This window comes from bacterium (assembly GCA_035454885.1).
Taxonomy (GTDB): Bacteria; UBA10199; UBA10199; order JACPAL01.
Genome location: DATIGE010000021.1, coordinates 40696 through 54098 on the forward strand (window position 1 = coordinate 40696; position 13403 = coordinate 54098).

Genomic DNA, 13403 nt, shown 5'->3' on the forward strand with positions numbered 1-13403 from the left:
ACATTACTCACACGTTTCATGGCCGGGGTGCGCGTGAGTCTCCAGAGACTTCTCGTAGACCCGGTAGGTCTTGTAGTGTTCGCCGCCCATCATCTCGATGCCGAAATTGATCTTCTGATTGTCCTCGAGCGTCCATGAAAGCTCGCCGCCCCAGTGGCGCAGCTCCTGGGAACGGCGGTGCATCTCGACGTAGAGCAGGACCGAGAGGCCCGCTCCCAAGGACTCCCTCCGGAACTCCTTCTTGATGCCCAAAAGGATCAGCCGGGCCGACTTAATTTTCTTGGTTTTGATCCGATAGAGGAGTTTAAAAAAACCGAAGGGTAAGAGTCGTCCGTTCAGGTCCTTGATCGCCTCATTGAGATTCGGGAGGGCAAAGGCGATGGCGGCGGGCCGTCCGTCCACCTCGGCGATGAGCGCCAACTTTGGCTCCATCAGCAGTTTAAAGTCTTTCGCCGCCTTCCGGATCTCGTTCTCGGTCAGCGGGACGAAAGCCCAGTTCTTCTCCCAGGCCGAGTTGAAGACGTCGATCAGGATGCGGACGTCACGATCGAGGTCTTTCGGATCGACCTCGCGGATGACGAGTCCCGGATGCTTTCGCGCCTCCTCGGCCAATTGCAGGGCGGCTTCGGGCGCGGGGCGCGAAGAATCGTACCGCCAGCAATAGAAATCCTTGAGCTTCTTGAGCCCCCAGCCCTCCAGGAGTCCAGCGTAATAGGGCCGCGTATGGGCCATGAGGACGAAGGGGGGGTGTTCCTGGCCTTTGACGACCACGCCCAATTCCTCGTTGATCGAGAAGCTGAAGGGCCCGCGCATCGAAGTCATGCCGCGCGCCTTGAGCCAGCCGGAGGCGTTCTCCAGGAGACAGTTTGCGACCTCGGGGTCGTTCACGCACTCGAAGAGACCGAAAAAGCCCGTCTGTTCGTTGTGGGTCCGGTTGTGCAAGTGGTCGATCTGGGCGGAGATCCTTCCGACGGGATGGCCGTCCTTTTCAGCCAGGAAGAGCGCGACGTCGGCATGCTCGAAGAAGGGATTCTTCTTGGGGTTCAGAAAGTCCCGCCGCTCCTGGAGGAGGGGGGGCACCCAGGCCGGGTCGTCCCGGTAAAGGGTCCAGGGAAGGCGGATGAACCGTTCGCGTTCCGAACGGCTGGTGACGGGACGGATCGTCAGAGGCATCTACCCGATTCCGTAGTTCTTCGCGACCTTGCGGAAGGCCTCGAGGGCGCGGGACAGATGCTCCTCCGTGTGGGTCGCGAGGGTGCTCGTACGGAGCATCTCCTTGCCTTTGGCCACGGCGGGGTAGAGGACGGGGTTGGTGTAGACGCCCGCGTCCAGGAGCTCCTTCCAGACCATCCAGGTCATCATGCTCTCGCCGATGACGACGGGGACGACCGCGGCTTGGGCCTGTCCGGTCTGATACCCGATCTCCGAAAGGCCCTTTTTCAGGAAGGCGGCGTTCTTCCGCACCGCGACGGCGCGTTCCGGCTCCTGGATCAGGATGTCCAGGGCGGCGCTGGCCGCGGCGGCGCAGCTGGGGGCGAGCGAGGCCGAAAAGATCATGGGGCGGCCGAAGTGCTTGATGAAGTTGATGACCAGCCGGTCGCCTGCCACGAAACCGCCGATCGAGGCGAGGCTCTTGCTGAAGGTCCCGACGATCAGGTCCACTTGGTCGTTGACTCCAAGTTGATGGCAGGTGCCGCGCCCGCCGGGCCCCAGGACGCCCAACCCGTGCGCGTCGTCGACGGCGAAACGGACCTTGTGCTTCTTCACGAGCGGGACCATCTCGGGAAGAGGCCCCAGATCCCCCTCCATGCTGTAGACCCCGTCGACAAAGAGGAGGGCGCCGGTCTCTTGGGGGATGCCGGAGAGGATACGGTCCAATTCGGCCAAATCGTTGTGAGGGAACCGGATGGTTTCCCCCTCCATCAGGCGGCAGCCGTCGTGGATGCTCGCGTGGGCGAACCGGTCGACGACGGCGACGGATTTCTTGTTGATGAGCGCCGTGAGCATGCCGAGATTCGCCTGATACCCCGTGGTGAAGACGAGGGCGGCCTCCTTGCCCAGGAAGGCCGCGAGCTTCGCCTCCAGCTCTTCATGAATGGGCATCGTTCCGTTCAAGAAGCGGGATCCCGTCATGCTGGTGCCGTATTTGCGGACGGCCTCGATCGCCGCCTCGCGCACCTTCGGATGGGTCGTGAGTCCCAGGTAGTTGTTGGATCCCAGCATCACGACCTCGCGGCCTTGATAGCGCGCGATGGGACCCTGGTTTTCCTCGATGGGGCGGAAGTAGGGATAAAGATCGGTGCCGGTGACCTCCTCGAGGACGCTCCAGCCGTAGGCCTTCGCCAGGACGTCGCGCCCGCCCTTTTCCCACTGGCTCGTCCAGTTCGAAAGATCGGCTTGCGTGTCATTCGGGGACGGTGCTTCGGCCAGGGCTTTGCTCATGAGTCTCCTTCGTTAGACGATCGACTCCGCGAGGAGTTCGACCACGTCCTTGGTCTGGATGTTTTCGATGCCCTTGTCGTGCGTGGCGTCCTTGAGCATGGTGATGCAGAAGGGACAGGCGCTGGCGATGACGTTCGGGTTGGCCGTCTGAAGGTCTTCCAGGCGCTGGTGGTTCACGCGCTTGCCGACGCGCTCCTCCATCCACATCCGTCCGCCTCCGGCCCCGCAGCAGCGGCCCTTGTCCTTGGAGAGAGGGACATCCTTCACCTCGGCCCCGGGGATCGATTTCAGGATCTCGCGCGGGGCGTCGTAGACCTCGTTGTACCGGCCCAGGTAACAGGAGTCGTGATACGTGACGGACTGAGGCAGCGGCCGCGCCGGCGTGAGCCGGCCTTCGCGGATCAGCCCGTATAGGAACTCCGTATGGTGGACGACCTCGTAATTTCCGCCCAGCTGCGGGTACTCGTTCTTGATCGTGTTGAAGCAATGCGGGCACGCGGTGATGACCTTTTTGAACTTGTAGCGGTTCATCGTCTCGACGTTGGTCTTGGCGAGCGTCTGGTAGAGGTACTCGTTGCCGATGCGCCGGGCGGGGTCGCCCGTGCAGTTCTCTTCCTTGCCCAGGATGGCGAAGTCGACGCCCGCTTTCTGGAGCATCTTCACGAGGGCGGTGGCGATCCTCGTATTCCGGTCGTCGAAGGAGCCCGCGCAGCCGACGAAGTAGAGGTATTCCGCCGTCGGGTGGTCCGCCATCATCTTGACGCCCAGGCTTTTGCACCACTCGGCGCGGTCGCTGGCGGCGATGCCCCAGGGGTTGGAGTTGACCTCGAGGTTCCTGAAGGTCGCCTGGACCTCGGTGGGCATCACGCCCTGGGTCAGGACCATGTGCCGGCGAACGTCCACGATACGGTCGACGAATTCGATGCCGACGGGGCAGGCTTCTTCACAAGCTCTGCAGGTGGTACACGACCAAAACACCTCCGGATCAATCGCAAAGGGCGTAATCCATTTTTCGGTCCCTTCGGGTAGAGTTCCGTCGCCCTCGCGCAGCGCGTGGGGTTTCCAGCCGCCGTGCGAGCCGCCGAGTTTGTACTCCTGGCGGAGCCACTCGCGCTCGTCGATGTTGATCTGTTTGGGGCTCAAGACCTTGCCCGTGTTGAACGCCGGACACATCGACGAGCAGCGCCCGCACTCCGTGCAGGTGGCGACGTCCAGGAGGTCCTTCCAGGTCATATCGGTCAGTTTCGCCGTACCGAACGAGGTCGCGTTCGGGTCCTCGAGGTTCAGCATGCGCAATTGGCCCAGGGGAGTCGTTCGGAGGAAGAAGACGTTCGGCAGAAAGGTGAAGACGTGAAAGTGTTTCCCATAGGGGAGAAAGTTCAGGAAGACGAGGATCAGGCCGACATGGACGAGATAGGAGACGTTCGCGATCTGCCCAAGCGCCGCCGGAGAGAGATTGGCCGCATGAAACGCCAGTCCGAACATCGCGGAGATCGGCGCCCAGCCGGCGTGGGTCATGTTATGCGCCAGATGCGCGCCTTCGAAGACGAAATCCGTCAGGCACAGCATGAAGATCATGAAGAGGATGAAAACGGCCTCGATCGACGGCGTCAGACGGCTTACCTTGAGGATGACGCGCCGGTAGACCGCATAGCTGACGGCGACCATGACCAGGAGCAAGATCAGGTTCAGGAGAAACGTGTAGGCCAATCCCGGCAGGCTTTCCGCTAACCCCGAACCGAACGTCGGCGAGAATCCCATGCCGAAGAGGAGGATCGTCCGGAGCCCGATGATGCAAAAGCCCCAGAAGATGATCGCGTGCATGAGGCCGGCCTTGAGATCGCCCTTGATGATCTTCGTCTGGGCGAAGGCGATCGTGATCAGGTTCTTCACCCGCTTCGGATAGTCGTTGAACCGGGCGTCCGGTTTGCCCGAGCCGATGACCTTCCACCAGCGCGAGACCGAGAAGGCGAAGAAGGATAGGGCCACGGCGAGCATGAGTGCGACGGTGATCGGGAACATGGGGGGAGGTCTCCTTAACTAACTGATTTTGATAGTGTTTTTGGCTATTCGAAATCCCTCCGCTTCTAGCAGAGCGTCAAGCCGACTTCAACCCAAAACAATCGGAGGAGGAACGTCTCCCCTCGGCCGTACCGCCGCGTCGGCTTCATCGGTACTGAGTTCCGCCTGGTTATTGCCCGGAGGCGGCCTTTGTGCCAGTCTCACTCGGATTGATTTTCATGGGGAAGAAATTTCTTTTTGCCACGGTCTTTATCTGCGGAATGTCGGTGATGGCGGTCGAGCTGACCGCCTCCCGGCTGCTCGCGCCGTATTTCGGGACGTCTCTCTTCGTCTGGACCAATTTGATCGGCGTCGTCCTCCTGGCCCTCTCCCTGGGGTATTACTGGGGCGGAAAACTTGCGGATCGGAACGGGGGAAGGAACGCGCGCCGGGACCTTTTCCTCCTAATCCTCACGACGGGCATTCTCGTCGGCGCCATCCCCTGGATCGCCGGACCGATCTTCCGCTTTTCTTATGAGGCGATGCCTCGATCGGGGTTATCGATCTTTTTTCCGTCCCTTGTCTCGATTCTCGTCCTTTTTACGTTGCCGCTCCTCTTTCTCGGGATGGTGACGCCTCTGGCCGTCCGCATCGGCATCCGGGACCCGGACTCGGCGGGGCGCGTGGTCGGATCCCTCTACGCCTTTTCGACGGTCGGAAGCATTGTCGGCACTTTCCTGCCGGTCCTCTTGACGATCCCCTTTTGGGGTTCCCGCGAGACCTTTTACGTCTTCGGAGTCCTTTTGATCCTCTTGGGCGGCGCCGGCCTCAAACGGCCTTTCGTTTCCCTCGTCGCCTGTGTTCCGTTCGTCTGGGCGCTCCTGGTTCCCTCGACTCATGGGAGGGCGGATATCGAACTCGAAAAGGAATCGGTTTATAATCTCGTCCGCGTCCGGAGGCTTCCGAACGATTCCCGAACTCTCATCATCAACGAGGGGATCGGAGCGCAATCGATCTATCATCCCTCGCGAATCTTCACGCATTTTTACTGGGATGGGGCCGTCCTCTTGCCGCTCCTTCGCCCGGAAGGGGAAAGCTTTCTCTTCATCGGAGTGGCGGGCGGGACGAGCGCGCGGCTGGTCCATCATTTTTTCCCTTCGCTGAATTTGGACGGGGTCGAGATCGATCCCGTCATCGCGGACGCCGGCCGGAGGTTTTTCGGATTGGATCAGTTTCCGTTCGACATTCACGTCGGGGACGGGCGGGTCTTTTTGGAGCGGCAAGAGAAAAAATACGATTTCATCATGGTGGACGTCTACCATGACAACCTGTTCATTCCGTTTCATCTGGCGACACGGGAGTTTTTCGAAACGGTCCGCCGCCGGCTCGCTCCGCGGGGCGCCATGGTCATGAACGTCTTCTCCCCCCGGGGCGAGACGGATCTGCTTCGGCTGATGAAAAATACGGTCGCCTCCGTTTTCCCTTTTGTCTATGAGTATCGCGTGAGGGATCTCGGGTCGCTTCTTTACGCTTTTCAGGAAGGGCCGGATCCGGGATCGTTCCCTTCGCCGGGCCTGGATCCCGATCTTCAAGAGCTCGCCGCGAAGATTCTCGACCAATGGAAACCGGTTGCCGCCGATCCTCGCGGAGCGATCTCCACGGACGATCGGCCGCTTGTGGAACTCCTGGCGGCCCAGTCCATCTTTTTCGATTTGCCGAGCGTGAAGCCGTACTCGTTTGAGGCGCCTCGATAGGACGAGGGTCCGCCGAAATGATGTTGACTTTAAGGGGGGGTGGTTGGCAGAACTTCCCTTCCTCAAAGATATGCCGATCAAAGACAAAATTCACGAGCTGGAACGCCGCACTCAGGAGGCCCTCGCCGCCGGCGGTCAGGACCGCATCGACAAGCATCACGCGGCGGGCAAACTCACGGCCCGGGAGCGGCTCGACCTCCTCCTCGATCCCGGCTCCTTCGTCGAGGTCGACCGTTTCGTCACGCACCGCTGCGATGAGTTCGGCTTGGACAAGCAGAAGATTCCCGGCGACGGCGTCGTGACGGGCTTCGGGAAGATCGACGGGCGTCTCGTCTTCGTCTTCGCCCAGGACTTCACGGTCTTCGGCGGATCGTTGGGAGAGGTCTTCGCCAAGAAGATCTGCAAGGTGATGGATCACGCCGCCAAGGTGGGCGCCCCGGTGATCGGCCTCAACGACTCCGGCGGGGCCCGCATCCAGGAAGGCGTCATGAGCCTGGCGGGCTACGCCGACATTTTCCTGCGCAACGTCCTGTCCTCGGGCGTGATCCCCCAGATTTCCGGCGTCATGGGACCCTGCGCCGGCGGGGCGGTGTATTCTCCCGTCATGACCGACTTCATTCTGATGGCGAAGAACACGAGCCACATGTTCATCACCGGCCCAGAGGTCATCAAGGCCGTGACCCATGAAGAGGTGAGCAAGGAGGACCTGGGCGGCGCCATGACCCACAACACGAAGTCGGGCGTGGCCCACTGGGTGGCCGAAGACGACCGCGAGCTCTTGGGCCAGATCCGGAAACTGTTGGGCTACCTGCCGTCCAACAATACCGAAGATCCCCCGATTCTTCCGACTGACGACCGGCCCGACCGGGCCGAGGCGAAGCTCGACGAATGGATCCCGGACAGCGCGAACAAGCCCTACGACATGAAGGGGCTGATCGAGCTGATCGTGGACAAGGAGAGCTTCTTCGAGGTGCAGGCGCATTGGGCCAAAAACATGTTGATCGGTTTCGCGCGCATGGGCGGGCGTCCGGTCGGCATCGTCGCGAACCAACCCGCGGTCCTGGCGGGCTGTCTCGACATCAACGCCTCCGTCAAGGGCGCGCGCTTCGTCCGTTTCTGCGACGCCTTCAATATCCCCATCGTCACCTTCGTCGACGTCCCGGGCTTCCTGCCGGGCACGGACCAGGAGTGGGGAGGCATCATCCGCCACGGCGCCAAGCTCCTCTATGCCTTTTGCGAGGCGACGGTGCCGAAGGTGACGGTCATCACGCGGAAGGCTTACGGCGGGGCGTACGACGTTATGAGCTCCAAGCACGTGCGGGGCGACGTCAACTTCGCGTATCCGACCGCCGAGATCGCCGTCATGGGCCCGGACGGGGCGGTCAACATCATCTTCAAGAAGCAGATCGACGCGGCGAAGGACCCGGCGGCCGAAAAGACCAAGCTGACCGATGATTACCGGAAGACCTTCGCCAATCCGTACAAGGCGGCGGAACTGGGATACATCGACGAAATCATCTTTCCGCGGGAGACGCGGTTCAAGATCATCCAGTCCCTGGAGATGTTGAAGGACAAAAGGGACAAGAATCCCCCGAAGAAACACGGGAACATCCCCCTCTAGCGATGTTCAAGAAAGTCCTCATCGCCAACCGCGGAGAGATCGCCCTGAGGGTCATCCGCGCCTGCCGCGAGGTCGGCATCCAGACGGTGGCGGTTTATTCCGAAATCGACCGGGCCTCCCTCCACGTCCGCTTCGCCGACGAGGCGTACGGCATCGGCCCGGCGCCCGCCAAGGAGAGCTATCTCGTCGCCGAAAAGATCCTCGAGGTCGCCAAGCAGACGAAGGCCGAGGCGATCCATCCGGGCTACGGATTTCTCTCCGAGAACGCCGATTTCTCCGACGAGTGCCGCAAGGCCGGCATCCAGTTTATCGGCCCGCGCGGCGATTCCATGCGGATGCTGGGCGACAAGATCGCCGGGCGGCGGACGGCCGAGAAGGTGGGCGTCCCGGTGGTTCCCGGCATCAAGGACCCCCTGAAGGACGCCGCGGAAGCCCGGAAGATCGCCGATAAGATCGGATACCCCGTCCTCCTCAAGGCGCGGGCCGGCGGCGGCGGCAAGGGGATGCGCAAGGTCCAGAAGCCCGAGGAGATCGAGTCGGCCTTCCGCCTGGCCTCCTCCGAGGCGGCGTCGTCCTTCAAGGATCCGGCCCTCTACATCGAGAAGTACGTCGAGGAGCCGCATCACATCGAGGTCCAGATCCTGGGTGACCGCCACGGCAACGTCGTGGCCCTGGGCGAGCGCGAATGTTCGGTGCAGCGTCGCCATCAGAAGATCATCGAAGAGAGCCCGTCGCCCTACATCACGTCCGAGACGCGCAAGAAATTGCTCGAAGCCGCCGTCATTCTCGGCAAGGAGGCCAAGTACGAGAACGCGGGCACGATGGAGTTTCTGGTCGACAAGAACCAGAATCACTTCTTTCTCGAAATGAACGCCCGCCTGCAGGTCGAGCACCCCATCACCGAGATGGTGACGAATATCGACTTGGTGCGCGCGCAATTGAGGATCGCGGGGGGAGAAAAACTCGAGGACATCCTGCCGAAGGAACGGGAACCGAGAGGGCATTCCATCGAATGCCGGATCTACGCCGAGGATCCGGACATGGACTTCATCCCGTCCCCGGGCTTCGTCAAAAAATCGCGGAGTCCCGAGGGCAACTGGGTGCGCGTGGATTCGGCGGTCTATTCCGGAAGCACCATCTCCGTCTATTACGACCCGATGATCGCAAAGCTCATCACGTGGGGACGCGACCGGACGGACGCCATCCTTCGGATGGAAAGGGCGCTCAAGGAGTACCAGGTCGTCGGCGTGAAGACGAACATCGCCTTTCATGAAGCCGTTCTCTCGCATCCGGCCTTCCGCAAGGGGCATTATGACACGGGTTTCGTGGAACGCAGCATGGCGGAGCTCAAGCGCAAGTCGCACGAAGGCTACGCGGACATCGCCGCGCTGGCCGCGGTGGTTCATCAGATGAGGAAGAAGGGCGTAGGGGCGCATGGCCAGGCGCCCGTACAGGGGCCCTCCCCCTGGAAGATGGCGGGTCGGAAGGAGGGGCTGCGTTGAGATTTAATGCCGTCATCGGCGGCGCGGAAAAGATCCCGGTCGAAAAGATCGAAGACGGGAGGTTCCGCGTTGGCGAGAAGGAGCGCGAGGTCTCGGTCGAGGTGATCGAGGAGGGCGTCTATTCGCTCATCGTGGACGGGCAGTCCTACGAGGTGGCCGTTCGCGAGGACAAGAAGGGAATGACGGTCGAGATCGGGGCCCACGCCATTCCCGTGAAGCTCGAGGACCCGTTCCAGGCCCGCTCCGCGTCCGGCAAGGGCGCCCTTGAGGGCGAAGCGGTGATTTCTTCGCCCATGCCGGGCCGCGTGGTCGGCCTCAAGGTGGAGGCCGGGCAGGCGGTCAAGGAGGGGGACGGCGTTGTTCTGGTCGAAGCGATGAAGATGGAGAACGAGCTTCACGCCCCCAAGGACGGCAAGATAAAATCCATCCTGGTCAAGGTCGGAGAAGCCGTCGAGGGCGGACAGGACTTAGTCGTCATCGAATGAAATCTTCCGAGAGAAAACCCGAATTCCGCACGATTTCCGGACTCCCCCTCAAGCGCGTCTATAAAGCCGAGGACGTCCAGAGCGACCCCGTCAAGGACCTCGGGGAGCCCGGCCGTTATCCCTTCACCCGCGGCGTCCAGCCCACCATGTATCGGGGCCGCCTCTGGACCATGCGTCAATACGCCGGCTTCGCGACCGCGGAGGAATCCAACAAGCGTTACAAGTACCTTTTGCAGCACGGCCAGACGGGGCTTTCGATCGCCTTCGACCTGCCGACCCAGATGGGCTACGACTCGGATCACCCGATGGCCAAGGGCGAGGTGGGCAAGGTGGGCGTGGCCATCGACTCCGTGGAGGATATGGAGACCCTGCTGGACGGCATCCCGCTCGATCAGGTCTCGACCTCCATGACGATCAACGCGACTGCGTCCACGCTGCTCGCCCTCTATCTCTGTGTCGCCGACAAGCAGGGTGTGTCCTGGAAGAAGCTGCGCGGCACGGTCCAGAACGACATCCTCAAGGAATACATCGCGCGCGGGACCTATATCTATCCCGTGGAACCTTCGATGCGGATCATCACGGACCTCTTCCGTTTTTGCCGATCAGAAGTTCCAAATTGGAACGCCATCAGCGTCTCCGGCTACCATATGCGCGAGGCCGGCTGCACGGCGGTCCAGGAGATCGCCTTCACGCTCATGGATGGCGTGGCTTATCTGGAAGCGGCCGTGAAGGCGGGGCTGAGCGTCGATGAGATCGCCCCGCAGATCTCCTTCTTCTTCGGCGTCCACAACGACTTCGTGGAGGAGATCGCCAAGTTCCGGGCGGCGCGGCGGATGTGGGCGCGTATCGTCAAGGAGCGATTCGGGGCCAAGACTGACGACGCCTGCAAGCTCCGATTCCATTCGCAGACGGCCGGTTGCTCGCTCACCGCCCAGCAACCCAGGAACAACATCGTGCGCGTGACGATCCAGGCGTTGGCCGCGGTCTTGGGAGGCACGCAGTCGCTGCATACCAATTCGCTGGACGAGGCCCTGGCCCTCCCCACCGAGGAGTCCGCCCGCATCGCCCTGCGAACGCAGCAGATCATCGGTTATGAGTCGGGAGTGGCCAATACCGCCGACCCCTGCGCGGGCTCTTACGCCATCGAGGCCCTGACCGACACCCTGGAGCGCGAGGCGAAGGTCCTGATGAAGAAAGTGGACGAGTTGGGCGGAATGAAGAAAGCGATCGAAAAGGGTTTCGTGCAGCGCGAGGTCCAGAACAGCGCCTACAAATTCCAGAAGGACGTCGAGGCCGAAGAAGCGATCATCGTCGGTGTCAATAGATTCCAGATCGAGGAGGAGGGGAGCCATCCCATCCAGAAGATCGATCCCGCCGCGGAGGCCAGGAAGGTAGCGGCGCTGAAGGCCTTCCGGGCGCACCGCGATTCCTCCAAGACCGACAAGGCGCTCGCCGCGCTCTCGCAAGCCGCGCAAGGTTCCGAGAATCTGATTCCCTTCATTTATGAGTCAGTGAAGAACAAGGCAACGCTGGGAGAGATCGCCGACAGCCTCCGCAAGGTCTTCGGCCAATACAAGGAAAACGTGGTGGTCTAACCCTTTCGTTCCATCACCCTCACCGCCAAGACCGACAGTTCATAGAGCAGCAGGAGAGGGACGGCCAAGAGGACTTGCGATAGGACGTCCGGGCCGGGCGTCAGGATGCCGGCGATGAGGAACATCGCGACCAAGACATAGCGCCGCGCCTTGGTGAGCATCTCACGCCGGACGATTCCCGCTCGCGCCAAAAGGACGATCACGAGCGGCATCTCGAAAACGAGTCCGAAGGTGAGGAGCATCCGCGAGATGAACCCCAGGTAGTCCTTCATTTGTGGCAGGAACTGGATGCCGGTTCCTTCCAGGGCTGAGACGAAGAAACGAAATCCGACTGGAAAGATGCCGTAGTAACCGAACAAGGCCCCGCCCAGGAAAAAGAACGTCGAGAAGAGAACGAATCCCGCTCCGAGGGTCTTTTCTTTCTGATGAAGCCCTGGGGCGATGAAGGCCCAGAATTGATACAGGACCAGGGGCGAGCTGAGGAAGGTCCCGGCCAGAAGGGCGACCTGGAGGTAGGTGATGAAAGCCTCGAGTGGGCTTGTCGCGATGAAACCCGAGCCCGCCGGCATCACCGCCAAGAGCGGTTTTTGAAGGAAAGAAAAGATTTCCTTCGAGAAATAAAGACAAGCCAGCGTTCCCACGCCGAGGCTGAGAAGCGCATAGATGAGCCTTTTCCGGAGCTCGATGAGATGTTGCACGAGGGTGAGCCGGAGGGTGTCCGTCATTTCGTGTCGTCTTCCTTGAATTCCGATTTGATTTCGTCCACCGTCCGCTGAACCTGGCGGACGAAACGCCCGAGCTTGCTGGCGAGCGACGGCAGCTTGTCCGGGCCGATGAAGATGACGGCCAGAATGAGGACGATCAGGAGCTCTCCGCTGCCCAAACCAAACATGGGCCTCGTATATCCGCCCGTGAAAGGGTTGTCAAAAAGTGGTATGGAAGCGTCATGGCAGCAACCGGCGTCCTCTGGGATGCGCGTTACCTCGATCACGTCACCGGCCCCTGGCATCCCGAGCGCCCGGAACGTCTGGGCGCCATCCGTCAAGTCCTCACCGAGCGGCCCGTCGGAAAAATGGTGACGATGTTGGAGCCTCGTCCCGCGACGATCGACGAGATCGCCCTCGTCCACGACTTCGAATACGTCCGGAAAATCGAAAAGACGGCGGGTTTGGACGTCCCGCTCGATCCGGATACGTCCGCCTCCCCCGGAAGCTGGGACGCCGCCCGGCTGGCGGTCGGGGGGATTCTCAACGCGGTGGACGCCGTCTTTGAAGGAAAAGTGGCCAACGCCTTCGCCTTCGTCCGCCCGCCGGGCCATCACGCGGAAAGGGCCCGCGCGATGGGATTTTGCCTTTTCAACAACGTGGCCATCGCGGCCGAACACGCGATCCGGACGAAAAATTGCCGTCGCGTCCTCATCGTGGACTACGACGTGCATCACGGCAATGGCACCCAGTGGGCCTTTTACGACCGGAGCGACGTCTTTTACATTTCCACCCACCGCTATCCGTTTTATCCGGGCACCGGCTCGCGCCGCGAGGAGGGTGAAGGGAAGGGACAAGGCTACACGCTCAACGTGACCTTCCCCGGCGGGGAGGGTGACCACGAATACTTGAAATCCTTCGACGACGTCGTGATCCCGGCCATGCGGGATTACCGCCCCGATTTCATCCTCGTCTCCGCCGGCTTTGACGCCCATCGCCTCGACCCGCTCGGCGGCATGAACGTGACCGCCGACGGCTTCGGCCGGATGTCGGAGGCGATCTTGAAGGTCGCGAAGGACTCCTGCGGCGGCAAGGCGGTGTTCGTCTTGGAGGGCGGTTACAGTCTGGAAGGCCTTTCGGAATCCGTGGAAAATTGCCTCATTCGATTGTCGCGGTAGTCCGGCGCACGCCATCGGACCCCTTGTATAAAGCAAAATAAGACACTTTCCTGGGGATAACTATTGCAGATCTAAGGACTCTGATGTATGGCAGCTTCGACGCGGCCATTGTGACGCTGGA

The 13403-nt window shown here is 61.4% G+C and carries 11 protein-coding genes; 6 read left to right on the forward strand and 5 right to left on the reverse strand.

Translation table 11 applies throughout. From position 1 onward, the window contains the following. Window positions 1-3: 3 nt before the first annotated feature. Genes VLJ37_04890 through VLJ37_04900 form a run of 3 tightly spaced genes read right to left on the reverse strand, consistent with a single transcriptional unit; the run spans window position 4 to window position 4464 of the window. Window positions 4-1173, reverse strand: coding sequence for an N-acetyltransferase (locus VLJ37_04890; protein ID HSA59003.1), 1170 nt, complete (start codon window positions 1171-1173; stop codon window positions 4-6). Further along, window positions 1174-2442 carry a pyridoxal phosphate-dependent aminotransferase family protein gene (locus tag VLJ37_04895; GenBank protein ID HSA59004.1) on the reverse strand — a complete coding sequence of 423 codons (1269 nt, stop codon included), beginning with the start codon at window positions 2440-2442 and terminating at the stop codon, window positions 1174-1176. A 12-nt stretch (window positions 2443-2454) separates the two neighbouring features. Then, window positions 2455-4464 (reverse strand): (Fe-S)-binding protein, encoded by a 2010-nt coding sequence (locus VLJ37_04900; GenBank protein HSA59005.1) that lies wholly within the window; start codon window positions 4462-4464, stop codon window positions 2455-2457. A gap of 191 nt (window positions 4465-4655) precedes the next feature. Here VLJ37_04900 and VLJ37_04905 point away from each other — a divergent pair, with 191 nt between their 5' ends. The 5 genes from VLJ37_04905 to VLJ37_04925 all read left to right on the forward strand — a co-directional run bounded on the left by VLJ37_04905 (window position 4656) and on the right by VLJ37_04925 (window position 11400). Next, the gene (locus tag VLJ37_04905) at window positions 4656-6197 is read left to right on the forward strand and encodes a fused MFS/spermidine synthase (GenBank protein ID HSA59006.1); all 1542 of its coding nucleotides are present in this window, start codon (window positions 4656-4658) and stop codon (window positions 6195-6197) included. A gap of 70 nt (window positions 6198-6267) precedes the next feature. Next, window positions 6268-7818 (forward strand): acyl-CoA carboxylase subunit beta, encoded by a 1551-nt coding sequence (locus tag VLJ37_04910; GenBank protein ID HSA59007.1) that lies wholly within the window; start codon window positions 6268-6270, stop codon window positions 7816-7818. 2 nt (window positions 7819-7820) lie between these two features. After that, complete coding sequence (locus VLJ37_04915) at window positions 7821-9320, forward strand: acetyl-CoA carboxylase biotin carboxylase subunit (protein ID HSA59008.1); 1500 nt, start codon at window positions 7821-7823, stop codon at window positions 9318-9320. Beyond that, a complete protein-coding gene (locus VLJ37_04920) occupies window positions 9317-9805 on the forward strand; it encodes a biotin/lipoyl-containing protein (protein HSA59009.1) in 489 nt (162 codons plus the stop codon). Before VLJ37_04915 ends, VLJ37_04920 begins: the two co-directional genes overlap by 4 nt. Continuing rightward, window positions 9802-11400 carry a methylmalonyl-CoA mutase family protein gene (locus VLJ37_04925; GenBank protein ID HSA59010.1) on the forward strand — a complete coding sequence of 533 codons (1599 nt, stop codon included), beginning with the start codon at window positions 9802-9804 and terminating at the stop codon, window positions 11398-11400. The genes VLJ37_04920 and VLJ37_04925 overlap by 4 nt, the downstream gene beginning before the upstream one ends. On the opposite strand, the gene tatC is transcribed toward VLJ37_04925, so the two are convergent. Then, the gene (gene tatC / locus VLJ37_04930; protein HSA59011.1) at window positions 11397-12125 is read right to left on the reverse strand and encodes a twin-arginine translocase subunit TatC; all 729 of its coding nucleotides are present in this window, start codon (window positions 12123-12125) and stop codon (window positions 11397-11399) included. The two genes, VLJ37_04925 and tatC, sit on opposite strands and share 4 nt — an antisense overlap. Then, complete coding sequence (locus VLJ37_04935) at window positions 12122-12292, reverse strand: twin-arginine translocase TatA/TatE family subunit (protein HSA59012.1); 171 nt, start codon at window positions 12290-12292, stop codon at window positions 12122-12124. The genes tatC and VLJ37_04935 overlap by 4 nt, the downstream gene beginning before the upstream one ends. A 54-nt stretch (window positions 12293-12346) precedes the next feature. On the opposite strand from VLJ37_04935, the gene VLJ37_04940 reads away from it, so the two are divergent. Continuing rightward, window positions 12347-13282 carry a histone deacetylase gene (locus tag VLJ37_04940; protein ID HSA59013.1) on the forward strand — a complete coding sequence of 312 codons (936 nt, stop codon included), beginning with the start codon at window positions 12347-12349 and terminating at the stop codon, window positions 13280-13282. The last annotated feature ends 121 nt before the right edge of the window (window positions 13283-13403 follow it).

What these genes read in the sequence shown, in the direction of transcription:
- VLJ37_04890 (HSA59003.1), bottom strand. Translation starts at nt 1,173, where the DNA reads ATGCCTCTGACGATCCGTCCCGTCACCAGCCGTTCGGAACGCGAACGG.
- VLJ37_04895 (HSA59004.1), bottom strand. Translation starts at nt 2,442, where the DNA reads ATGAGCAAAGCCCTGGCCGAAGCACCGTCCCCGAATGACACGCAAGCC.
- VLJ37_04900 (HSA59005.1), bottom strand. Translation starts at nt 4,464, where the DNA reads ATGTTCCCGATCACCGTCGCACTCATGCTCGCCGTGGCCCTATCCTTC.
- VLJ37_04910 (HSA59007.1), top strand. Translation starts at nt 6,268, where the DNA reads ATGCCGATCAAAGACAAAATTCACGAGCTGGAACGCCGCACTCAGGAG.
- VLJ37_04915 (HSA59008.1), top strand. Translation starts at nt 7,821, where the DNA reads ATGTTCAAGAAAGTCCTCATCGCCAACCGCGGAGAGATCGCCCTGAGG.
- VLJ37_04925 (HSA59010.1), top strand. Translation starts at nt 9,802, where the DNA reads ATGAAATCTTCCGAGAGAAAACCCGAATTCCGCACGATTTCCGGACTC.
- tatC (HSA59011.1), bottom strand. Translation starts at nt 12,125, where the DNA reads ATGACGGACACCCTCCGGCTCACCCTCGTGCAACATCTCATCGAGCTC.
- VLJ37_04935 (HSA59012.1), bottom strand. Translation starts at nt 12,292, where the DNA reads ATGTTTGGTTTGGGCAGCGGAGAGCTCCTGATCGTCCTCATTCTGGCC.
- VLJ37_04940 (HSA59013.1), top strand. Translation starts at nt 12,347, where the DNA reads ATGGCAGCAACCGGCGTCCTCTGGGATGCGCGTTACCTCGATCACGTC.